Source organism: Vibrio fortis, assembly GCF_024347475.1.
In the GTDB taxonomy this organism is placed as follows: domain Bacteria; phylum Pseudomonadota; class Gammaproteobacteria; order Enterobacterales; family Vibrionaceae; genus Vibrio; species Vibrio fortis.
This window is the reverse complement of sequence record NZ_AP025487.1, coordinates 430,370-452,379: the sequence shown is the minus strand read 5'-3', so window position 1 is coordinate 452,379 and position 22,010 is coordinate 430,370. Positions and strand designations below refer to the sequence as shown.

Here is a 22,010-nt window from a genome sequence, read left to right as displayed (position 1 = left end):
CTAAGCGCATACTGTCTCTATTTATATCAAACTTAGGCCAATAAAAAACGCCCACATGGGGAATGTGGGCGTTTTATCGGATTAGAAATAGTACCTAACAGGTAAAATCAGCTTAGACCTTGAATTGCTTAATCTTACCATCAAGCTCTTCGGCATTGGTTTGCATGATTTGTGAGGTTTCCAGAAGCTCACCAACCACGGTTACTGACGCTTCTACTAGCTCTCGAACATTGGTTAGGTTGACATTCATCTCTTCCGCCACGCTGCTCTGCTGCCCTGCTGCAGTCGCAATTTGGAAGTTCATGTCATTAATCTGATTTACTTGGCTCACAATGCCATCAAGCTCAGAGCCAGCGTTGGTGACCAAATCAACGCCTTCAGCCGCTTCTACAACACTCTTCTCCATCAGCTCAACCGCTGAGTTAGCACTGGTTTGCAGATGGGTGATCATGTCTTGAATCTCAACCGTTGCTTGTTGAGTGCGTTGCGCTAGATTACGTACTTCATCAGCGACCACCGCAAAGCCGCGACCTGCCTCACCTGCACGCGCAGCCTCGATTGCCGCGTTCAATGCAAGAAGGTTGGTCTGCTCTGAGATACCTTGGATAGTGCCCACTACGCTACCAATTGAGTCTACACGCTCTTCAACTTGGTTTACCGCTGCTGCTGATGCTGCGATGTCCGTTGATAGTTCGCTCATCTTAGACACAGAGCCTTGTACAAATTTTTGACCGGTTAATGCTTGGCCTGATGCTTGCTCTGTTAGAGAAGAGGCATTCTGAGCATGCTCAGCGACCGTTTGAACCGTCGATGTCATCTCGCTCATTGCTGTCGCTAGCTGATCGATCTCGTTGAACTCTTCCTGCGCTGACTCTTTCGTCTCTGACATACTGATCGTCATTACTTCAGTCAGTGCAAACAGTTCATCCGAAGAAGCAACTTGAGTTTTGATCATGTCATTCAGTTGAACGCGAGTTTTCTCAAGCTCACGCGCAACATCACCGTACTCATCTTTACAGTCCATATGGATTGGCACAGAGAGGTTTTTGTCTGCCATGGTTTTAATGGCGTCGCTTAAGTATTGCGTCTGACGCAGCATCACGCGCGCAGCCGTCAGAAGAAGAACGACAAAGGCCACGATCATCAAGCCAGTTTGCCAAGCCACTTGTACTAGGTACGTTTCGTAGTGTTCTTGTGCTACTTGTGCGCTGTTCGTTACCGCAAGCAGTGAATCATAGAATGTGCTCGCATCCCACAACTGCTTAGCAATGATCAAAATGGTACTGAATACCATTAGCATGATCATTTTTGGAACGAGACGAACATCAGAGATTACCCTTTCCCACGGCTTGAATGACAGTTTGGTCATTGTCAGTTCTCCATTAAGTCTTATATATTGAACGCTTCCATATCCGCGCAATAGCAAAGATTTGCTAAAGATTGCGATTTATTTCGAGCTTCGTATGAATGTTAAATAGTACCAAAGACACACCCAAGCCAATGAGCTTATTATCACTGATTCTCTCTTTCTTAGCGTTATTTGTGATCTCTGGCTTGTTGTTTGCGCCAATTGATAATGAATCTAAACAAGTTCTTATCGGCCTCGATTTTATAATCTGTAGTGTTTTTCTTCTGCAGCTCACAATTGATCTGTTTCGTTCAGAAAACAAAACGTCATACTTAAAAGTTCACTGGATCGATTTTCTAGCCAGTATTCCGATGGTAGAACCGCTACGCTTTGCACGTATCTTTCAGATACTACGGGTTATTTTGGTTCTGCGCTCAAGCAAACGGATTTTTAGAGAGCTGTTTCGCAATCGCAAAGAAACCACGCTCGCTTCCATCATTTTATTGTTAGTCCTGTTACTAACGATTGGCGCTGGAACCATTCTTTTGCTTGAACATAAAGAGCCGGGGGCGAACATCACAACTGGGCATGATGCATTGTGGTGGGCGTTTGTGACTATTAGTACCGTGGGTTATGGCGACCACTACCCCGTGACAGCATCAGGTAAGTTGGTTGCATCGCTGGTGATCGTTTGTGGTGTTGGTGTATTCGGTATGATCTCAGGTTTAATAACCTCATTAATCACCGAGCCAACCGATTCGCAAAATCAAAGAATCGAGAGTAAAGACAAGAAGCTCGACCTTATCCTCGAGCAGCAGCAACAGATACTCAATCGATTAGACAAGCTGGAACAGCAGATAAAAAAATAGGGCGATATGCCCTATTTTTCAGTCTCAATATTGCCTAATTAGTCTTGCCAATATGGCTCAACTTCAACGCTTATCTGACGCGTCTGCTCCATCGCATGCAGGATAGACACCTCTTGGCGAGCCAGCCAACGCTCCAACTGATCTTTCTCATCGCCCTCTAACTTATCTGTTAGCGGGGCAAGCGTTCTCAGCATCAGCAAGTCATCAATACCTTGGATCATATCCGCCCAAGGTAAACGGAAACTGTTGCGCTCATCAGCATCATATAGACTTGCAAAGCCCACGCCTGAATAGAGGTTACGCATTAAGCGATATTGCTGATCAATATAAGCTTGGCTTGTCATTACACGCTCTGGCGGGAAGGCTTCCATCAGCTCAGCCCAAGTGCGATCCAGCTGTTTTACTGAGAACCATTCAATGCCACGTGCCATTTGCTCACGCGCTTTCTCATCAAGGAATGGCTGCCAACCGCGCGATAGAATCCAGCGGCTCAGGTCCAAAAGCAAACCGGTATAACGAGCCGAACTTAACAGCGTTAATAGTTCTTCACGATCCGGCAGTTGTTCTTGCATCTCTTTAAGCTCAGCAACCAAGAACTTACGCGCATCCAGTTTGCGTAGAACATGTCCTTTGTCTTCAAGCAGGTCTTCAAAATGATCGTAACTCTTTAGCCACTCTAACTCTTGCTCTAGCCACTTAAGCTCTTGGCGAAGAATGGCGCTTGCGCGACGCGGAACAATGCCACCGTATATAGTGAAAGTTTGACGAATAAAGCTCAACGAGTGACTGATTTCATGCAGCGCTTCAATCGACTGACGCTCAGTGAAGATCTGCTCATGATAATGCCAATGCGATAATGCATGCTCTAGTGACTGAATAAAGCAAGATTCAACCGTATCGTTTTTATCGGTATCAACTAGCGCTAGAGGCTTAACTTCATCACCTTGGTAACCCTGTGCTAGGCGATAGCCTTTTGCTGCCTTGCTCAGATTGCCCAAACGCATACCGCCCTGCTCACAGAACTGACGCGACAAAGTAAATAGTGCATCGGCCTGCCCAGATTTAAGCTCTAACTCAACCTCACAGATAGGCTCTTGCATATCACCAGACTCCACGAAGCCTTGGTCAAACGCCACTTCAATCTGACTGCCATCAGGCATCCCCACCAGCCATTGTTCGCGAGTGAAGTTAGTCGAAAATAGAGGGACCAATTCAGATTGCAGTGTCTCGATATCCTTACCGGCTGGCCAAATATCGCCAGGGTGAAGAGATAGATTCGGTTGATTGCTATCATGCTCCGCATTGTACTCAGGTCTTTGGTGCAACCCTGCGACCACACGACCCGCTGTCTTTACGGTCTGTACAAATACGTCATCAAAGCGTCGAATGCGCAAGCCCGTATCGTGCTCACGTAGCCAGTTGTCCGGTGTATCAAAATAGATGTTACCTAGCTCGCGACAACTGTGCTGAAGTACCTTCGTTTCAGCAATTTTATTGCGTAAAGTCTCTGAAAATTCAGGAGAAACAAAAAACTTCAGTTCTATCTCGGTTTCCATAGTTATACCTTTCTGGGAAGATAGGGACAGGATATTGCCAATTTTAGAAGTCGGCAAGTCAGAAATATCGCCCATATGATGATCTAAAACAGTTTTAATGAGAGATTGATTAGGTTAACATGCGCGACTTTATAGCCATCGTTTAACATTTCACCACGAACATGGTGTATGTTTTTTTTAAGGTTATTATTTATTAGGTTGGACAACCATGCCAGTAAATACAATTATGGGGTTATTTGCAAAGTCCCCAATTAAACCTTTGCAACGTCACGTTGTGTGTGTGAACGAATGTTGTTCTCACCTAGTTAACTTCTTTGAAGTATCTTCAAAGGGCGACTGGGAGAAGGCTGCTGAAATTCGTGCGCAGATTTCTCATCTTGAAAAAGAAGCAGATGTACTAAAACGTGAAATCCGCCTGAAACTTCCTCGCGGTTTGTTTATGCCCGTTGATCGCACCGATATGTTGGAGCTATTAACTCAGCAAGACAAACTTGCAAACCTAGCGAAAGACATCGCTGGCCGCGTTTACGGTCGTCAGCTTGTCATTCCTGCTCCTCTACAAGAGAATTTCATCGCTTACGTTAAACGTTGTCTAGATGCAGCGAACCAAGCACAAAACGTAATCAATGAACTTGATGAATTGCTTGAGACTGGCTTTAAAGGCCGTGAAGTAACACTTGTTGCTGAGATGATTCATCAGTTAGATGTAATCGAAGATGATACTGACGCGATGCAGATCGAACTACGCCAACAACTAATGGCAATTGAAGGCGATCTAAACCCTGTCGACATCATGTTCTTATACAAGATTCTTGAATGGGTCGGTGGTATTGCAGACCAAGCGCAGCGTGTTGGCGCTCGTCTTGAAGTAATGCTTTCTCGATCTTAAATCAAACGTTAACTATATAACGAAGAGCACTTTTTAACCAAAACCACTTATGCGTTGAGTATTTCTCTCGCTGAGCGGTTTTTTGCGTCTAAATTTGCTCCGCTTGTTATCAAACAACTAGGTATTACGATGGATATCCTTGCTAACTACGGCACTGTCCTGATTCTTATTGCAGCAGCTTTCGGTTTCTTGATGGCTATTGGTATTGGTGCGAATGACGTTGCGAACGCAATGGGCACCTCAGTAGGCTCAAAAGCTCTAACCGTTAAACAAGCGATCATTATCGCAATGATCTTTGAATTTGCTGGTGCTTATCTTGCTGGCGGTGAAGTTACCGATACTATCCGTAAAGGTGTTATCGAGACATCTCTATTCGCACACCAACCAGACGTACTTGTATTCGGCATGATGTCAGCGCTTCTTGCGGCTGGTACATGGCTTCTACTTGCTTCTTACATGGGTTGGCCGGTTTCAACAACACACTCAATCATCGGTGCTATCATCGGTTTCGCATGTGTGTCTGTTGGTACTGAAGCGGTAGACTGGGGAAGTGTTCAAGGTATTGTTGGTAGCTGGATCATTACTCCTGTTATCTCAGGTTTCTTTGCTTACGTTATCTTCGTAAGTGCTCAGCGCCTGATCTTTGATACTGAGAACCCACTGTTCAACGCTAAGCGTTTTGTTCCTGTGTACATGTTCATCACAACAATGGTGATCGCGCTAGTAACAATCAAGAAAGGTCTAAAGCACGTTGGTCTTCACCTAAGCAACACTGAAGCTTGGGTTTGGGCTGCTGGTGTTTCTGCGATTGTTATGGTTGGTGGCTACCTATACATCCAGAAGAAATTCGCTAACCGCGAAGAAGACCACAGCTTTGCTGGCGTAGAAGGTATCTTCTCTGTTCTTATGGTTATCACAGCGTGTGCGATGGCATTTGCTCACGGTTCAAACGACGTAGCTAACGCGATTGGTCCACTGTCTGCTGTTGTATCAACAGTTGAACACATGGGTGAAATCACAGGTAAGAGCACCATCGCATGGTGGATTCTACCTCTAGGTGGTTTTGGTATCGTTGTTGGTCTTGCAACACTTGGCCATAAAGTAATGGCAACAGTTGGTACTGGTATTACAGAGCTAACACCAAGCCGTGGTTTTGCAGCGCAACTAGCAACAGCATGTACCGTAGTTCTTGCTTCTGGTACTGGTCTACCAATCTCAACAACACAAACACTTGTTGGTGCTGTATTGGGTGTTGGTTTCGCTCGCGGTATCGCAGCTCTAAACCTTGGCGTAGTACGTAACATCGTTGCTTCTTGGATTGTAACACTGCCAGCAGGTGCACTGCTTGCGGTTGTATTCTTCTACGCAATTCAAGGTATGTTCATCGGCTAATCCCTTTTCAGGGGGCTGAATGCACGTCAGAAAATTGTGAGTTTCAGTAACGATATGTAAATCTCATGTCATTATTGACTCAAATACACAGAAAGGGAGGCTCAGCCTCCCTTCTTTGTTGCACCCTACCGAGAAACTAAATACTATCTGCTAACTGAGGCTGACTTATTGCCCACCCCAATTGAAATCGTTAAGGGATTTACTGTGAAAAAACTGATTAGCTTCGTTTTGTTCGCAATGCTTGCAGCCCCAGCTGCGTTTGCACAAGACCGTTATATTGCTGATAAACTATTTACTTATATGCACTCTGGCCCAAACAACACCTACCGTATTATTGGTAGTGTCGATGCCGGTCAAAAAATCACATTCCTACAAGCAAATAAGCAAACTGGTTACACCCAAATTCAAGACAATCGTGGCCGCAAAGGCTGGGTTGAGAGCAAATTCGTTACTTCTCAAGAAAGCATGGCACTGCGCATGCCTAAGCTAGAAAAAGAGCTAGCAGAAGTGAAAGCGAAACTGGCTAACGCACGTCAAAGCGCTGATAGCGAAAAAGCGGGCCTAATCAGCTCTCTTGATTCTCGCAACACTCAAATTTCTGAGCTAGAGCAGAACTACAGCGAAATCAGTCAACAGCTGACAAGCGTTCAAACCGAAAACCGTGAGCTACGCGCTAAGCTAGACACGCAGAAAGATGACCTACTATTGAAGTACTTCATGTACGGCGGCGGTGTTGCTGGCCTAGGTCTGTTGTTTGGTCTGATTCTTCCGCACCTAATCCCGCGTAAGAGAAAATCACCAAACGGTTGGGCGTAATCGCAACTAATCAAAAAAAGGAGCACTCATTGTGCTCCTTTTTGTTTTTCTAAATTTCAATCATCGAGCGATTAGCCTTGCCACTCATAAAGTGCGGGAATTTCGATAGCCTGCTCTTCAAACTCCACCACAATAGATTGCGGCTTCACTTCAATCAGCTGCACTTCGGGGGTTATCCAATCCCCCTGCGCCACCTCTTTGTCATTGATTTTGACCCAGCGCCTTTCTGCACTGCTTGAGTACATATGTGTTTGTAGGTTCAGACTTGGTAATCGACCACTCAAGCTCTGAGTATGAGACTCCAACTGTACTGTCGGCTGAGGGCGATATTGATCAATGTCCACTTTAGATGGAGCCCCACCATCGTCTAGAATCGACTCAATCTTGAGAGCCAACTCGGGAGACAACTCAGTAAGGTCTAACCCCTGCAACAGATCGCCTTCCATCGCTCCATTGTTGGCAGTACTATTTTTCTGGTTCGGTTGTGGATTGTTAGAGCCAGCCGTCACTTGTAGCGGTTCGCTTTCGGAATCCCCCTCGCTCAATGCTGAGTCGTTTGGTTGTTCTGATAGCTGAGTCTGCTGCTCATTAATCTTAGCCGTTTCAGCGTTAACCGATGCAAAGCTCATCTGGCGAGGCAGAGCTTTCAGTTCTGTCATCTGAGGTGCGGGGCGAATACTAAACAGCGCAGATTCAGGTTCAATATTATCCGTTATGCCCTCATCGTCTTTTTGAGCAGCGACAGTCTCTGATGCAATAGCCTCCGCTGTAACTGCCGATTCGCTCAGCTCTACTGCGCTCTCTTGTTGCTTGGAAACTCGCTCTTGATAAAGCAGCCCCCCAGCAACAAGCAGTGATGGCACCAATAAGATTAATAGGCTCAACGCGATTGATGCACCGCGATGCGAACGCAACTTAGGCGTTTGAGTCGACACAAGATGCTGCTGAAACCCGGGCATTTCTGATTGCTGTAAGCGGCTCATTGTTCGAGACATTACCCTCTCTCCTCATTAATGCTCATCAGGATAGGTGAATCTAACTGAGCGATTCGTTGTAGGCGTGCAAGCGTTCGTTTGCCCGCAATGCCATCAACAGACATCCCCTGCCAAACCTGAAACGCCTCTACCTTACGCTTCAACTCGTTATCAAATTGCTCTTGCCCGGTGACATTCTCTCCCAAGACTTCAGACAGCAGCAGATCAAGCAGTGCGACCGCTTCTCCGGAGTCCCCCTCTCTGAGTGTTTCTCTGAGTGGTTGTTTCCATATTGCGACATAGTCACCTTGCCATAAAACCTCTAATACTGAGACTGGAATTTGAACCAGCGACTGATTGACCAACAGCTCAACCGATTTATCGGACAGACCATACAGCACGGCATGGTAGGACTCTTCTTCAAAGGTCAGGTTTAACACTACAGGTGAATTAAGCTGAATCAGCTCACGCAAGGTCGCTTGTCCTTCAACACACACAAACACACTCTGTGGTTCACTCAAACACAACCCATCTCGGAGTGAAGATTGGTAACCCCATAACTGATACAGGTCCTGAATCGCCGAGGCTCGGCTTGTACCCTGTGTAAGCTGCAGAGCGATGTCATCCGGCAGCAGAGGAGCTTCTGGTTCAGCTTGCATCTCTACTGGCGTCTGAATCGCCGTTTTAACCTGAGGTTCCAGAGCTACATTCGTCTGTTCAGTAACCAACCACTTGTCGATGTTCTGTGGCAGATAAGTCAACGTCCCCCACGCAAGCCCCAAACCCAACGCACTCAGAGCGCTGTATTGAACCAGCTTCGGCCAAACTGCAGACTGCGGTTTTGCTGGAGCTTGATAAACCTCAGCTTGAAAAGACATGATCTGCTGACACGCTTGCTCAACGGTCGCTTGAGATGGTGTTTTCTCACCTTGATGGAAACTCAGCTGCAATGCTTTATCACACACAAGGTTAATTAGCCTCGGTATGCCATGAGTGTATTGAGCGATGGATTTGACCGCGCGATTAGAGAACAGCATCTGCTGAGCACCTGCCGTTTCCAATCTAAAAGCGATGTACTTACCCGCCTCTTGGGCATTGAGAGGCAATAAGTGATAACGACCTGTGATGCGTTGAGCGAGCTGTCGCAGTTGATTGGTTTGCAGATGCTGCTGCAGTTCGGGTTGCCCCACCAGCAGCACTTTAAGGAGTTTGCGACTGTCTGTCTCTAAGTTAGTCAGCAGTCGCAACTGTTCTAGCACATCAGCCGCAAGGTGCTGCGCTTCATCAATCACTAAAAGAGTTTGAACACCCTGCTCATGGCTATCTAATAAGAAACTATGAATAGCCTGACTCAGCTGCTTGAGTGACGCTTGTTCTGGGTAATCGATCTCGAACTCATCACACACCGCTTCAAGCAACTCAATATTAGAAAAGGTCGGATTCAGTATAAGGCCAGCTTGAGTCTGGTCATCAAGAGATGCCAGCATCGCTTTGGCAACTGTCGTTTTACCAGTTCCCACTTCACCTGTCAGCATGGCAAAGCCACCACCGTCACCCAATCCAGCTTGCAGGTTCTGCATCGCCTCCTGATGACGCTGACTTAAAAATAAGTAGCGAGAATTTGGTACAATCGAGAATGGCATCTCTACGAAGCCAAAATATTCCTTATACATGGGCTGCCCTATAATTACGATAAATGGAAATTACCATTGCTCGCCATAAAGTCCAGCAGTGATAAAAGATTTCGAGGTGATAAGTTGCAAAACTACGATGGCTTACCAATAGATCAAAGCCTAAACAGATATTTAGTGGGTGGTGCAGTTCGCGACCAATTACTAGAAATTGCGAGCTACGACAAAGATTGGGTTGTCGTCGGCAGTACGCCACAGCAGATGGAAGCGCTTGGATTTACTGCCGTCGGTAAAGAGTTTCCAGTGTTTCTTCATCCAAAGACCAAAGAAGAACACGCCCTAGCACGAACTGAGAAGAAATCTGGCTCTGGCTATACTGGCTTTGAGTGTTATTTTGCGCCCGACGTTACCCTGAAAGAAGATTTGATGCGCCGTGACTTGACCATCAATGCTATCGCGCAAGATGAACAAGGCAGGCTATACGACCCCTATCATGGCCAGCAAGATTTAGAGAAGCGTATATTAAGACACGTCTCTGACGCCTTTGTTGAGGATCCATTGCGTGTGCTACGCGTGGCTCGTTTTGCCGCTAAGCTCCATCACTTAGGTTTTACTGTTGCGCCTGAGACAATGAAGATGATGCAACGTATCGTTGAGTCAGGTGAACTGGAACATCTGACCGCTGAACGCGTATGGCAAGAGTGGCACAAGTCGCTCAGTACTCCTCATCCTGACGTTTTCTTATCCACCCTGAAAGAGTGCGGCGCACTAGCTGTGGTGCTGCCAGAACTAGATGCATTGTTTGGTGTCCCACAGCCAGAAAAGTGGCACCCAGAGATCGACACTGGCATTCATACATTAATGGTGGCTCAGCAAGCAGCGTTATTAAGTACATCACTGCCGGTACGCTTTGCGGCGCAGGTGCATGATCTTGGCAAAGGTATTACGCCAGAAAGCGAATGGCCTAGCCATAAGATGCACTGCCATACCGGCCTCAAGCTGATCAAAGCCTTGTGTGAACGAGTGCGTGTACCAAATGAGTTTCGCGACTTGGCGCTACTTGTCTGTGAGCAACACTCCAACATCCATCGCGCTGGTGAGCTCAAGCCTGCAACATTCCTTAAAATCCTCAACAAGTTTGATGTATGGCGTAAACCAGAAAGACTCAACGACATCTTACTGTGTTGCCAAGCAGACCACGCAGGAAGAAAAGGGTTGGAGTCTGAGCCTTATCCACAAAAGCCGCGCTTTGAAACTGCGTACCAAGCAGCACTTGGGGTGGATGTGAAAGGAGTGATAGCAGACGGTTTTAAAGGCAAAGATATCCGAGATGAACAAGAGAAGCGCCGTGTTCAAGCTATTGAGAGCGCTTTAGACGCTATCTAAAGCTACTCGCTGACATCTCTGATACAAGCGTACCCGAAAACAACAAAGCCCGCTGAAGTCAGCGGGCTTTGTCATAACTGATAATCGTGAATCTTCAGACTTATTGCATCATCAAGAAAGCAAACAGACCACAACCTAGAATCAGACGATAGATAACAAATGGCGTCATACCCATACGTGAGATCAGCTTCAAGAAGAAGTGAATACAGATATAAGCACTGATGAAAGAGACCACGATACCCGTCAACAATGTGCCAACGTGGATTGGGTCACCGCTCGTCACAAGCTTAAGACCTAGGTAACCACCCGCTAGGGTAATAATTGGAATCGACATTAAGAAAGAAAAACGCGCAGCAGCCTCACGGGTAAAACCAAGGTAAAGCGCTGCGGTGATGGTTGCACCAGAACGAGACGTACCAGGAATCATCGCCATCGCTTGTGCAATACCAATGAACAACGCCTTCTTCCAACCCGCTTGATATTCATCATCACGTAGGGCTGAGTTCTTATCTACCCACCACAATAACAAGCCAAATACGATTGTCGTAGTCGCGATAACCCAAGCACTACGCAGGTACAATTCAATGATGTCTTTCATCAACAAACCGAACACACAAGCAGGAATGGTCGCTAAGATGATCATCCAAGCCAGTTTCGCTTCTTTGCTTCGGTCGCCTTTAAATACTGAGCCAAAGAACGCACTCAATAGCGAGATCACCTCTTTACGGAAGTAAATCACAACCGCAGCCAATGTACCTACGTGTACCGCCACATCAAATGCCAAACCTTGGTCTTCCCAGCCAAGTACCGCAGAAGGAAGGATCAAGTGTGCAGAGCTTGAGATCGGCAAAAATTCGGTAAAGCCTTGCACTAACGCCAAAATAAACGCTTCAAAATAACTCATTTCTAACCTTATAAATTTATAGTTCTATATCTACAACAGAGAGGGAGTCTAACTGCTCCATTTTCTGCCATATTTCACTGACGGTTCGTCCATCCTGAGGGATTACCCGAGTAGGACAGAGATCATATAGTGGTTGTGTGACAAAAGGATATTTAAAGATATCGCTGCGAGGGAGTTGAGGTTTTTGAGAAGAAACAACCTCACCAAACAACACAATATCGAGGTCTAAATTACGGTCTTGCAACTTATGGGCATCCTTCGCGCGCCCGTATTTAAACTCAATTTTACGCAACTGTTGTGAAAATTCCGTCAAAGACAACAGAGTATCCAGCTCAATCACGAAGTTATAGAACGGATGGCTATCAAAACCCACCGGTTCACAATGATAAATCGAGGAGCAACGCAAATTGCTCCCTAAAGATTGCAGCTCTAACCAAGCGGCCTTGGCGTGTTTGTCACGGTCGATATTGGTACCGACCCCGACATAGGCGATGGTCATGCTTGGCCTCGTTCGATGACCACACCCACCGCTTTCGCTTGAGGCACCGCACCCGGCTTCGCCAGGCGGATCTTGATCCACGGCACAGAGAACTGAGTCATGATCAGCTCAGCAATCTCTTCAGCAACACGCTCTACTAATAGGAAACGACCATTTTCAATGTGCTCAAGCACTGCAGTGCTCACCTTCGAGTAATCTAAGGCGTCGACCACATCATCACTTTTTCCAGCAGGACGGTTGTCGTGAGCCATTTCTATATCAAGCACCAGCTTTTGCTTAATTTCTTGTTCCCAGTCATACACACCAATCGTTGTGATTACTTCTAACTGTTCGATGAAAACTTTATCCAGTGCCATTAGTTGTCCTTTTAGAGGTCGGATACCCAAAAATGGGAAAAAAACGTATTATTTGCCTAATTCAGGATATGATATCAATTACTCTTGGATTGAGCATTATTTTCGCACCATTAAGGACAGACATGACTCCATTGGCACTCATTATGATCATTGCAGCCTATCTATTGGGTTCAATCTCAAGTGCGGTCTTGATATGCCGAGTCGCGCGTCTGCCCGATCCTAGAACCGTCGGCTCAAACAACCCCGGCGCCACCAATGTCTTGCGTATCGGTGGCAAAACCGCTGCTGCTTCAGTGCTATTGTGCGACATGCTGAAAGGCACTATTCCAGTCTGGCTTGGCTATTTTCTCGATATCGACCCTATCATTCTGGGTGTTGTCGCGATTGCCGCTTGTTTAGGCCATATGTACCCAATATTCTTCCACTTTAAGGGTGGTAAAGGCGTAGCAACCGCCTTGGGTGCAATCGCTCCAATTGGTCTTGATCTTACCGGTATGATCATGGGCACCTGGTTACTGGTCGCCTTTCTCTTCCGTTACTCCTCCTTGGCAGCCATTGTGACCGTGTTAGTCACTCCGTTTTATGCATGGATGGTGAAGCCGCAATACACACTGCCAGTAGCCATGTTGTGCTGCTTGATTGTGCTGCGTCATCATCAAAACATCCGCCGCTTACTTGATGGCAGCGAGCCCAAATTAGGTCAAAAAAAATCGGCGTAACCTATTTAGATTACACCAATAGATGTTTATCTAAGAAGCTCGCAAGCATCTCGTTGACAAAATCCGGTTGCTCTAAGCTGCTAATATGACCGGCATTTGGAATGACAGCCAACTCACTACCGGCGATACAATCGTGCATTAGGTAAGATTCCAATACCGGACGAGGTTTATCTTCTTGTCCCACTGCAACCAGTACTGGTAGAGCGAACTTCTCAATCGATTCGATCATATCGCGGCGTCCGAAGACGATACGCCCAATACGTGCCATCTGCTCGGCGTGCTCACCGTTTAGCTGAGACAGAAACTCAGTAAAGCCTTTCACTAGCTCTGGGCTATTTTGTTCTGCTTGATTCGCAAAGAATAAAGGAACAACCGCTTCAACAATCGGTGGTGGAACCATTTTTGTTTGTGCGATGGTATCTAGCATAGCGAAGTACTTAGCGTGTGCGACTTCTGGCTCTAGACCAACAAAGGTATCCATCAGTACCAGTGTTTTCACACGAGATGGCGCCAATTCCACTAATTCAGTCCCCCACATACCACCTACTGATAGGCCGACAATCGAGAACTCCTCTACACCTAAATGCTCCAACAGTGCCAAAACATGTTGAGCGTAATCCTTTAGCGTGCGCATTGAGCTTGGCGCCGCATCAGATTGGCCGTGTGACCAAAGTTCCGGAACAATACAACGGTACTTAGATTTCAATGCCTCTACCTGAGGCTGCCACATTGCACTATCCCAGAGGTAGCTGTGGCCAAACACGAGTACAGGCCCCTGCCCTTCATCTAGGTACGCCATGTTTTGGTTTTCAATCGTGAAATTGTTCATTTTCTTCCCTAAGTCATATAAAAACGGCCGCTACTGCAGCGGCCGTTCATTTATTCAGATTCGATTACTCAGCAATTGGCTCAAGCTGATCGATAGGCCAGCGTGGTGTCGCTTGAACAGAAAGATCAGCCACTTCACCGTTCTTAAGACGCTGCATACCTGCATAAGCGATCATTGCACCGTTATCAGTACAAAATTCAGTGCGAGGGTAGTAAACCTCACCGCCAATCTTCTTCGCTAGCGCTTCAAGTTCTGCTCGTAACTGCTTGTTTGCACTTACGCCACCAGCAATTACTATACGTTTCATACCCGTTTCCGCCAAGGCACGCTTACACTTGATTACCAAGGTGCCACAAACCGCTTCTTGGAACGCGTATGCGATATCTGCGCGAGTCTGTTCGCTATCGTCATTGTCGCGAATGGTGTTGGCAGCAAAAGTTTTTAGACCAGAGAAGCTCATATCTAGGCCTGGACGATCTGTCATAGGACGCGGGAACTTAAAGCGACCCGGCGTGCCCTTTTCTGCTAAACGAGACAGCAGTGGACCGCCAGGATAGTCTAAGCCCATCAGCTTAGCTGTTTTATCAAACGCTTCGCCGGCTGCATCATCAATCGACTCACCCAGAATGCGGTATTCACCAATGCCTTTTACTTCAACCATCATAGTGTGACCACCCGATACCAACAGTGCCACAAATGGGAACGGTGGTGGGTTATCTTCTAACATCGGAGCAAGCAGGTGGCCTTCCATATGGTGTACAGGAACAGCAGGAACACCCCAAGCGTAAGCGATACTGCGACCAATCGTCGCACCAACAAGCAGAGCACCGACCAGGCCTGGGCCTGCCGTGTAAGCAACACCATCAATGTCTTTAGAGGTTAAGTTTGCCTCTTTAAGAGCCGCTTTAATCAGTGGAATAGTTTTCTTCACGTGATCACGTGATGCAAGCTCAGGAACAACACCACCATAATCGGCGTGCAGTTTTACCTGGCTGTAGAGTTGATGAGAAAGCAGACCTTGCTCATCATCATAAATTGCGATTCCTGTTTCATCACAAGAGGTTTCAATACCAATAATGCGCATAATTTTCTCGGCACGCTTTCATCTTTAATGGGAAATTAGCGCAATATTACCCTGCCTAAGCTCAGCAAACAAATATTGTACAGACTATAATCGACAAAGTGCTTTACAAAGCCACTGTGATCGGATTAAAATTCCGCACCATTTTTGATCAAGCTGGTTAAGACTGAATATTTAAGTTCAGTTCACTAAGTTACCAGCGTTAACGAATAACCCCTGAGGTGAAAGGCATATGCCAGTAGTTAAAGTACGTGAAAACGAACCGTTCGACGTTGCACTACGTCGTTTCAAGCGCTCTTGCGAAAAAGCAGGTATCCTTTCTGAAGTGCGTCGTCGTGAGCACTATGAAAAACCAACTACAGTTCGCAAACGCGCTAAAGCAGCAGCTCAAAAGCGTCACGCTAAGAAGCTAGCTCGCGAAAACGCACGTCGCGTTCGCCTGTACTAATAACTTAATCCATAAGGACTGAGTTATGGCTCTTATTGAACAACTCAAAGAAGAGCAAAAATTAGCGATGAAAGCCAAGGACAAACCGCGCCTTGGCACTATCCGTTTAGCTCTTTCAGCTATTAAGCAACGTGAAGTTGACGAACAGATTACTCTGGGCGATGACGACATCCTTGCTGTTCTAGTTAAAATGGTTAAACAGCGTCGCGATTCTGTTGCTCAATATGAATCGGCAGGTCGTCAAGATCTTGCTGACGTGGAACAAGCAGAAATTGCTGTACTTGAAGGCTTTATGCCTCAACCGCTAACAGAAGAAGAAGTAATCGCACTACTTGATAGCGCAATTGCTGAAGCTCAGCCAGCGGGCATGCAAGACATGGGTAAAGTAATGGCTATCTTGAAACCACAAATTCAAGGGCGTGCAGATATGGGTAAAGTTAGTGGTTTAGTTCGTTCTAAACTCGCTTAATCCCAAATCAAATTGCAACAAGCCGTGCTATCCTATGGAACGCACGGCTTGTTTGTATCTGCTACCTATTCAAACTATTTTCATCACTCTCTGTTAGTGCATTTTTCTAAGGTTTTATGGCTGGAATTATCCCACGTAGTTTCATTGATGACCTCCTCGCGCGTCTCGATATCGTCGACATCATTGACGCACGCGTAAAACTTAAGAAAAAGGGCAAAAACTATGGTGCTTGTTGTCCATTTCACAACGAAAAAACCCCCTCTTTTAGCGTAAGCCAAGAAAAGCAGTTCTATCACTGTTTTGGTTGTGGTGTGCACGGTAACGCGATCGACTTCATTATGGAGTTTGAGCGCCTCGAATTTGTTGAAGCCATTGAAGAGCTTGCGAGTTTCCTTGGTCTAGAAGTACCTCGCGAACAGCGCAGCGGTGCTATTTCAACTCAACCGCGAGCCAACACAGAGCAAAAGCGTAACCTATATGACCTAATGGGTGGTATCAGCCAATTTTACCGCTCACAGCTCAAACTCTCGGCGAGTAAGCCTGCGATTGATTACCTCAAGAATCGAGGTCTATCAGGCGAAATCGTGCAAAAGTTCGGGATTGGTTATGTCGCCGATGAGTGGGATTTAGTTCGTAAGAACTTTGGTCAACAAAAAGAAGCGCAAGACATGCTAGTTACAGGTGGCATGTTAATCGAAAACGACAAGGGTAACCGATACGACCGTTTTCGTGGACGCATCATGTTCCCGATACGCGATCGCCGTGGTCGAGTGATTGGTTTTGGTGGTCGTGTTCTTGAAGATGGAACACCAAAGTACCTCAACTCCCCTGAGACTCCAATCTTCCATAAAGGCAAAGAGCTATATGGTCTTTACGAAGTCTTACAGGCTTACCGTGAGCCACCTCAAGTCTTGGTGGTTGAAGGTTACATGGATGTTGTCGCACTAGCGCAATATGGCGTAGATTATTCCGTCGCCTCGTTGGGCACTTCGACAACCGGTGATCATATCCAAATGCTGTTCCGTCAAACCCACACGGTTGTGTGTTGTTATGATGGTGACAGAGCGGGTAAAGAAGCCGCTTGGCGCGCACTGGAAAATGCACTTGAGTATTTAAAGACCGGGAATACCCTGAAGTTTCTGTTCTTGCCTGATGGCGAGGACCCAGATAGTTATATTAGACAACACGGCAAAGAGGCCTTTGAACAACTGGTTCAAAACGCAACGCCACTTTCTACTTACTTGTTCGACAACCTAATTGAAATTCATCAATTAAACCTTGGAACAACTGAAGGTAAATCGGCGTTGAGAGCCCATGCCAGTGCACTGATCAATAAAATTCCTGATAGCTACTTCCAAGAACTGCTCGAAAAGTTACTGGATGAGCGCACTGGGTTTGATAATCAGCTAAGACGAGCTAGAGTTCATAACAAGAGCTCTAGTCCGCAACCGCATAAAGAGCTTAAACGCACCCCTATGCGAGAAGTGATCGCTTTGCTTCTACAAAATCCGAGCTATGCTGATATGGTACCGGATTTATCGAGTGTTCGAGACTTACCATTACCTGGTTTAAGTTTATTCGTTGAGGTACTTGATAAATGCCATACTAACCCCCATATCAACACCGGCCAGTTATTAGAGCACTGGCGACACAGTAAACATGAGGCACTTCTGTCTCGTCTCGCGAGCTGGGAAATCCCTCTCGATGATGACAATCAAGAAGATATATTCTTAGACTCATTGGACAATATTCTTGCCCAGTGCGTAGAAAAGCAAATTGAAAACCTGCAGGCCAAAGCAAGAAGTGTCGGTTTATCAGCCGAAGAAAAAAGGGAGCTGCTAGCCTTGATGCTAGATTTAAAAGCGTAACCCTGATTGATTAGTCAGCATTGATAAAATTTGTTAACATTTATGGTTTGCATTTAAAAATGCAACGTCCTTCACCAGACCTGAAGTTGGATATCATCTATGGATCAAAATCCGCAGTCACAGCTAAAATTACTTGTTATTAAAGGCAAGGAACAAGGCTATCTGACCTACGCCGAAGTAAACGACCACCTACCTGCAGAAATTGTTGATTCTGAACAGGTAGAAGACATCATTCAGATGATTAACGACATGGGTATCAAGGTTGTAGAAACCGCACCTGATGCCGATGATCTAGCCCTAAATGATGACGATACCATCACAGATGAAGATGCAGCCGAAGCGGCAGCAGCTGCGCTTTCAAGCGTAGAAAACGAGATCGGCCGTACAACCGACCCAGTACGTATGTACATGCGTGAGATGGGTACTGTTGAGCTACTGACTCGTGAAGGCGAAATCGATATTGCTAAACGTATCGAAGATGGTATCAACCAAGTTCAGCTTTCTGTTGCTGAATATCCTGGCACTATCCCATACATCTTAGAGCAGTTTGACAAAGTTCAAGCTGAAGAGCTGCGCCTTACCGATCTGATCAGCGGTTTCGTTGACCCAGATGACGATGGTACGGCAGCACCAACAGCGACGCATATCGGTTCTGAGCTGGCAGAATCTGATCTTGACGATGAAGATGCTGAAGACGTAGATGACGAAGATGACACCGAAGAGGAAGAAGAAGATACAGGTATCGACCCTGAGCTTGCTCTTGAGAAATTCACTGCACTTCGCACAAGCTTCCAAAATCGTCAGCTAGCGATCAACGAATACGGCGCAGAGAGCCCGAAAGCTGTTCTTGCAACAACGATGATGCAAGACGTGTTCAAAGAGTTCCGCCTAACGCCAAAACAGTTCGATTACCTAGTGAATGAACTTCGCACTTCAATGGATCGTGTACGTACTCAAGAGCGCCTAATCATGCGCCAAACAGTTGAGTACGGCAAAATGCCGAAGAAATCTTTCATTGCCCTATTCACAGGCAACGAATCTAGCGAAGCATGGTTAGATGAAGTACTTGCTTCAGACAAGCCATACGCAGAGAAGATCAAACGTAACGAGAGTGAAATCCGCCGCTCAATCCAGAAACTGGATATGATCGAGAAAGAGACATCACTAACAGTACAAAGCATCAAAGACATCAGCCGTCGTATGTCTATCGGTGAAGCGAAAGCTCGCCGTGCGAAGAAAGAGATGGTTGAGGCGAACTTACGTCTAGTAATCTCGATTGCTAAGAAGTACACCAACCGTGGTCTACAGTTCTTGGATCTAATCCAAGAAGGTAACATCGGTCTAATGAAAGCCGTAGATAAGTTTGAATACCGTCGTGGTTACAAGTTCTCTACTTACGCTACGTGGTGGATCCGTCAAGCAATCACTCGTTCGATTGCCGACCAAGCTCGTACTATCCGTATTCCGGTTCACATGATCGAAACGATCAACAAACTAAACCGTATCTCTCGTCAAATGCTGCAAGAGATGGGCCGTGAACCACTACCGGAAGAGTTGGCTGAGCGCATGCAAATGCCTGAAGACAAGATCCGTAAAGTACTGAAGATCGCTAAAGAGCCTATCTCTATGGAGACACCAATCGGTGACGACGAAGATTCGCATCTAGGTGACTTCATCGAGGATACAACACTAGAACTACCTCTAGACTCTGCAACGGCAACCAGCCTACGCGGTGCAACTAAAGACGTTCTAGCTGGACTAACTCCTCGTGAGGCTAAAGTACTGCGTATGCGTTTCGGTATCGACATGAACACTGACCACACTCTAGAAGAGGTTGGTAAGCAGTTCGACGTAACTCGTGAACGTATCCGTCAGATCGAAGCAAAAGCGCTACGTAAGCTACGTCACCCAAGCCGCTCTGAAACTCTACGTAGTTTCCTAGACGAGTAATCTCACGCGAGATTGGCTAGCTTTTAAGCATATAAGAAGAAAGGTGAGCGTTGGCTCACCTTTTTTGTATCTATATGATTTAAGTGGCTAAGAACTAAGCGCAATTGCCCCATTTAGTGGCTAGACACCACCCATTGCATCCCCTATAATCATTGCCCTACGGCCCCTTAGCTCAGTGGTTAGAGCGCACGACTCATAATCGTTCGGTCCCCAGTTCAAATCTGGGAGGGGCCACCAAATTTAGAAAAGCCAGAACAGTTCATGCTGCTCTGGCTTTTTGCTTTTCTGACCTGAATAATTTTTCAGTCCCCGTCTTTCCAATTGCCAACCAACTTGCAACATCTCTAATGTCAGTTTTCTCAATGCTTCTTCACAGCACGCTGTATTCAATCACTTACCTGTGACTCAATTTGCGTTTTTTCTATAAAAAAGTCGGCAATATAAGAGGTCATAATTCAATCAATCGTTCAGGGAAGACACATGAAAGACGAAACACTCTCGATCCACTTTGGTTACGAGACCGACCCTACCACCAAATCTGTTGCCACTCCGATCTATCAAACTGTGGCTTATGAGTTCGATGATGCTCAACACGGCGCCGATCTCTTCAACCTCGAAGTCCCTGGTAACATCTATACCCGTATCATGAACCCAACCAATGACGTGTTAGAGAAGCGAATGGCAGCACTAGAGGGTGGCATTGCAGGACTGGTTGTGAGCGCGGGCAGTGCAGCGATCAACTATGCGATTCAAACGCTGGCACAGATAGGCGATAACATTGTTTCTACCCCTCAGCTATACGGTGGTACTTACACCCTGTTTGCACACATGCTGCCAAACCAAGGCATTGAAGTACGCTTTGCCAAAGACGACAAACCTGAAAGCTTAGCTGAGCTCATCGATGAGAACACCAAGGCGGTTTACTGCGAAAGCATTGGTAACCCTGCAGGAAACATCATCGATCTAGAGCGCGTTGCCGAACTTGCCCACGCACAAGGCGTGCCCGTGATCGTTGATAACACAGTCGCGACACCAGTGCTGTGTAAGCCTATAGAATTTGGTGCCGACATTGTGGTGCACTCTCTTACAAAATATGTCGGTGGACATGGCACAACGCTCGGTGGCGTAATCGTGGATTCGGGTAAGTTCCCGTGGGCTGAGCATAAAGATCGATTCCCAGTATTCAACCAACCTGAACCGTCTTACCATGGCGTGGTGTATACCGAAGCCTTTGGTGAGGCTGCGTTTATCGGCAGAGCGCGTACTGTACCTCTGCGCAACACCGGCTCAGCACTCTCACCAATGAACTCCTTTATGCTGATGCAGGGTTTAGAGACACTATCACTGCGTATGGAGCGCCACACTGAAAACGCTCTTAAGGTGGCTGAGTACCTCAAGCAGCATGATAAAGTAAGTTGGGTAAGCTATGCCGGTTTGCCAGACTCTGAGTTCTACCCGCTGGCTGAGAAATACATGCAGGGTAAACCTTCTGCTATCTTATCTTTCGGTCTCAAAGATGGCTATGAAGCTGGTGTTCGCTTCTATGACGCACTGCAGATCTTTAAGCGCTTGGTGAATATCGGCGATGCGAAGTCGCTAGCGTGCCATCCAGCTTCAACAACTCACCGTCAGTTAAGTGAGCAAGAACAGAAGCAAGCAGGTGTGTCTCCGGAAATGATTCGCCTATCTGTAGGTATCGAGCATATTGACGATATTCTTGCCGATTTAGAGCAAGCACTGAACGCTTAACGTTAAGCTTCTATAACAATCAACGCTATAGACCAGCCCACCATGTGCTGGTCTATTTACTTTATTCACTCGATTTACTATGGGCTATCAGTCCCATCGTTCTGTGATTGGCATATCAATTAGACAATAACGATATCTTCCCTACTTCCCCCTTTCTATCAGAATATCTTTCTGCATAAGTAGGCTATCTCTTCCCAAATGAATTTATAGCTTGCTCAAACTTGAACAAAACAACTATCGCTCCCCACTTCTTATCTCATTAGCTCGATTGACCTTG

Annotated in this window: 20 protein-coding genes and 1 tRNA gene; 12 read left to right on the top strand and 9 right to left on the bottom strand. The window is 46.4% G+C overall.

Going from position 1 to position 22,010, the window contains the following annotated elements; translation table 11 throughout:
• Positions 1-112: 112 nt before the first annotated feature.
• Positions 113-1,369, bottom strand: coding sequence for a methyl-accepting chemotaxis protein (locus OCV50_RS02050; RefSeq protein ID WP_239841618.1), 1,257 nt, complete (start codon positions 1,367-1,369; stop codon positions 113-115).
• Positions 1,370-1,467: 98 nt separating this feature from the next.
• On the opposite strand from OCV50_RS02050, the gene OCV50_RS02045 reads away from it, so the two are divergent.
• Positions 1,468-2,217, top strand: coding sequence for a potassium channel family protein (locus tag OCV50_RS02045; protein WP_239841619.1), 750 nt, complete (start codon positions 1,468-1,470; stop codon positions 2,215-2,217).
• Between the two features lie 38 nt (positions 2,218-2,255).
• Here OCV50_RS02045 and OCV50_RS02040 read toward each other — a convergent pair whose 3' ends face one another.
• Positions 2,256-3,773 carry a CYTH and CHAD domain-containing protein gene (locus OCV50_RS02040; RefSeq protein WP_239841620.1) on the bottom strand — a complete coding sequence of 506 codons (1,518 nt, stop codon included), beginning with the start codon at positions 3,771-3,773 and terminating at the stop codon, positions 2,256-2,258.
• Between the two features lie 208 nt (positions 3,774-3,981).
• Here OCV50_RS02040 and OCV50_RS02035 point away from each other — a divergent pair, with 208 nt between their 5' ends.
• From OCV50_RS02035 to OCV50_RS02025, 3 genes are all read left to right on the top strand, one after another.
• Entirely contained in the window at positions 3,982-4,662 is a 681-nt protein-coding gene (locus tag OCV50_RS02035; RefSeq protein WP_008222549.1) for a TIGR00153 family protein, read from the top strand.
• A 129-nt stretch (positions 4,663-4,791) separates the two neighbouring features.
• Positions 4,792-6,054, top strand: a complete 1,263-nt coding sequence (locus tag OCV50_RS02030; protein WP_032553082.1) for an inorganic phosphate transporter — start codon at positions 4,792-4,794, stop codon at positions 6,052-6,054.
• Positions 6,055-6,258: 204 nt separating this feature from the next.
• Positions 6,259-6,870: a TIGR04211 family SH3 domain-containing protein gene (locus OCV50_RS02025; protein ID WP_239841621.1), complete on the top strand. Its 612-nt coding sequence runs from the start codon at positions 6,259-6,261 to the stop codon at positions 6,868-6,870.
• 71 nt (positions 6,871-6,941) lie between these two features.
• Here OCV50_RS02025 and OCV50_RS02020 read toward each other — a convergent pair whose 3' ends face one another.
• Positions 6,942-7,865 (bottom strand): general secretion pathway protein GspB, encoded by a 924-nt coding sequence (locus OCV50_RS02020; RefSeq protein ID WP_261903583.1) that lies wholly within the window; start codon positions 7,863-7,865, stop codon positions 6,942-6,944.
• Positions 7,865-9,517 carry an ExeA family protein gene (locus OCV50_RS02015; protein ID WP_261903582.1) on the bottom strand — a complete coding sequence of 551 codons (1,653 nt, stop codon included), beginning with the start codon at positions 9,515-9,517 and terminating at the stop codon, positions 7,865-7,867. Before OCV50_RS02015 ends, OCV50_RS02020 begins: the two co-directional genes overlap by 1 nt.
• 36 nt (positions 9,518-9,553) lie before the next feature.
• Here OCV50_RS02015 and OCV50_RS02010 point away from each other — a divergent pair, with 36 nt between their 5' ends.
• The gene (locus OCV50_RS02010) at positions 9,554-10,861 is read left to right on the top strand and encodes a multifunctional CCA addition/repair protein (RefSeq protein ID WP_261903581.1); all 1,308 of its coding nucleotides are present in this window, start codon (positions 9,554-9,556) and stop codon (positions 10,859-10,861) included.
• A 100-nt stretch (positions 10,862-10,961) separates the two neighbouring features.
• Here the strand turns inward: OCV50_RS02010 and OCV50_RS02005 are convergent, their stop codons facing one another.
• Genes OCV50_RS02005 through folB form a run of 3 tightly spaced genes read right to left on the bottom strand, consistent with a single transcriptional unit; the run spans position 10,962 to position 12,620 of the window.
• On the bottom strand, positions 10,962-11,765 hold the full coding sequence (locus OCV50_RS02005) for an undecaprenyl-diphosphate phosphatase (protein ID WP_239841625.1): 804 nt from the start codon (positions 11,763-11,765) through the stop codon (positions 10,962-10,964).
• 16 nt (positions 11,766-11,781) lie between these two features.
• Complete coding sequence (gene folK, locus OCV50_RS02000) at positions 11,782-12,264, bottom strand: 2-amino-4-hydroxy-6-hydroxymethyldihydropteridine diphosphokinase (protein WP_239841626.1); 483 nt, start codon at positions 12,262-12,264, stop codon at positions 11,782-11,784.
• A complete protein-coding gene (gene folB / locus OCV50_RS01995; RefSeq protein ID WP_032553075.1) occupies positions 12,261-12,620 on the bottom strand; it encodes a dihydroneopterin aldolase in 360 nt (119 codons plus the stop codon). The genes folK and folB overlap by 4 nt, the downstream gene beginning before the upstream one ends.
• Positions 12,621-12,742: 122 nt before the next feature.
• On the opposite strand from folB, the gene plsY reads away from it, so the two are divergent.
• Positions 12,743-13,339, top strand: a complete 597-nt coding sequence (gene plsY, locus OCV50_RS01990; protein ID WP_261903580.1) for a glycerol-3-phosphate 1-O-acyltransferase PlsY — start codon at positions 12,743-12,745, stop codon at positions 13,337-13,339.
• Between the two features lie 10 nt (positions 13,340-13,349).
• On the opposite strand, the gene OCV50_RS01985 is transcribed toward plsY, so the two are convergent.
• Positions 13,350-14,168, bottom strand: coding sequence for an alpha/beta fold hydrolase (locus OCV50_RS01985; RefSeq protein ID WP_261903579.1), 819 nt, complete (start codon positions 14,166-14,168; stop codon positions 13,350-13,352).
• Between the two features lie 64 nt (positions 14,169-14,232).
• Positions 14,233-15,252, bottom strand: coding sequence for a tRNA (adenosine(37)-N6)-threonylcarbamoyltransferase complex transferase subunit TsaD (gene tsaD / locus OCV50_RS01980; RefSeq protein ID WP_032553071.1), 1,020 nt, complete (start codon positions 15,250-15,252; stop codon positions 14,233-14,235).
• A gap of 229 nt (positions 15,253-15,481) precedes the next feature.
• Here tsaD and rpsU point away from each other — a divergent pair, with 229 nt between their 5' ends.
• The 6 genes from rpsU to OCV50_RS01950 all read left to right on the top strand — a co-directional run bounded on the left by rpsU (position 15,482) and on the right by OCV50_RS01950 (position 21,733).
• Complete coding sequence (gene rpsU, locus OCV50_RS01975; protein WP_001145625.1) at positions 15,482-15,697, top strand: 30S ribosomal protein S21; 216 nt, start codon at positions 15,482-15,484, stop codon at positions 15,695-15,697.
• Positions 15,698-15,722: 25 nt separating this feature from the next.
• Positions 15,723-16,166 carry a GatB/YqeY domain-containing protein gene (locus OCV50_RS01970; protein ID WP_239841629.1) on the top strand — a complete coding sequence of 148 codons (444 nt, stop codon included), beginning with the start codon at positions 15,723-15,725 and terminating at the stop codon, positions 16,164-16,166.
• 116 nt (positions 16,167-16,282) lie between these two features.
• Positions 16,283-18,034 (top strand): DNA primase, encoded by a 1,752-nt coding sequence (gene dnaG / locus OCV50_RS01965; protein ID WP_239841630.1) that lies wholly within the window; start codon positions 16,283-16,285, stop codon positions 18,032-18,034.
• 99 nt (positions 18,035-18,133) lie between these two features.
• Entirely contained in the window at positions 18,134-19,984 is a 1,851-nt protein-coding gene (gene rpoD, locus OCV50_RS01960) for an RNA polymerase sigma factor RpoD (protein ID WP_150870836.1), read from the top strand.
• A 161-nt stretch (positions 19,985-20,145) separates the two neighbouring features.
• Positions 20,146-20,221, top strand: a tRNA-Ile gene (locus tag OCV50_RS01955).
• 243 nt (positions 20,222-20,464) lie between these two features.
• Positions 20,465-21,733, top strand: a complete 1,269-nt coding sequence (locus tag OCV50_RS01950; RefSeq protein WP_239841632.1) for an O-acetylhomoserine aminocarboxypropyltransferase/cysteine synthase family protein — start codon at positions 20,465-20,467, stop codon at positions 21,731-21,733.
• Positions 21,734-22,010: the final 277 nt, after the last annotated feature.

Bases quoted from the DNA above. Each gene is read 5' to 3' on its own strand.
- rpsU (WP_001145625.1), top strand. From the start codon at position 15,482: ATGCCAGTAGTTAAAGTACGTGAAAACGAACCGTTCGACGTTGCACTA.
- OCV50_RS02020 (WP_261903583.1), bottom strand. From the start codon at position 7,865: ATGTCTCGAACAATGAGCCGCTTACAGCAATCAGAAATGCCCGGGTTT.
- OCV50_RS02045 (WP_239841619.1), top strand. From the start codon at position 1,468: ATGTTAAATAGTACCAAAGACACACCCAAGCCAATGAGCTTATTATCA.
- tsaD (WP_032553071.1), bottom strand. From the start codon at position 15,252: ATGCGCATTATTGGTATTGAAACCTCTTGTGATGAAACAGGAATCGCA.
- folK (WP_239841626.1), bottom strand. From the start codon at position 12,264: ATGACCATCGCCTATGTCGGGGTCGGTACCAATATCGACCGTGACAAA.
- OCV50_RS02015 (WP_261903582.1), bottom strand. From the start codon at position 9,517: ATGTATAAGGAATATTTTGGCTTCGTAGAGATGCCATTCTCGATTGTA.
- OCV50_RS01950 (WP_239841632.1), top strand. From the start codon at position 20,465: ATGAAAGACGAAACACTCTCGATCCACTTTGGTTACGAGACCGACCCT.
- OCV50_RS02030 (WP_032553082.1), top strand. From the start codon at position 4,792: ATGGATATCCTTGCTAACTACGGCACTGTCCTGATTCTTATTGCAGCA.
- folB (WP_032553075.1), bottom strand. From the start codon at position 12,620: ATGGCACTGGATAAAGTTTTCATCGAACAGTTAGAAGTAATCACAACG.
- plsY (WP_261903580.1), top strand. From the start codon at position 12,743: ATGACTCCATTGGCACTCATTATGATCATTGCAGCCTATCTATTGGGT.
- OCV50_RS02040 (WP_239841620.1), bottom strand. From the start codon at position 3,773: ATGGAAACCGAGATAGAACTGAAGTTTTTTGTTTCTCCTGAATTTTCA.
- OCV50_RS02050 (WP_239841618.1), bottom strand. From the start codon at position 1,369: ATGACCAAACTGTCATTCAAGCCGTGGGAAAGGGTAATCTCTGATGTT.
- dnaG (WP_239841630.1), top strand. From the start codon at position 16,283: ATGGCTGGAATTATCCCACGTAGTTTCATTGATGACCTCCTCGCGCGT.
- rpoD (WP_150870836.1), top strand. From the start codon at position 18,134: ATGGATCAAAATCCGCAGTCACAGCTAAAATTACTTGTTATTAAAGGC.
- OCV50_RS02035 (WP_008222549.1), top strand. From the start codon at position 3,982: ATGCCAGTAAATACAATTATGGGGTTATTTGCAAAGTCCCCAATTAAA.
- OCV50_RS01970 (WP_239841629.1), top strand. From the start codon at position 15,723: ATGGCTCTTATTGAACAACTCAAAGAAGAGCAAAAATTAGCGATGAAA.
- OCV50_RS02005 (WP_239841625.1), bottom strand. From the start codon at position 11,765: ATGAGTTATTTTGAAGCGTTTATTTTGGCGTTAGTGCAAGGCTTTACC.
- OCV50_RS01985 (WP_261903579.1), bottom strand. From the start codon at position 14,168: ATGAACAATTTCACGATTGAAAACCAAAACATGGCGTACCTAGATGAA.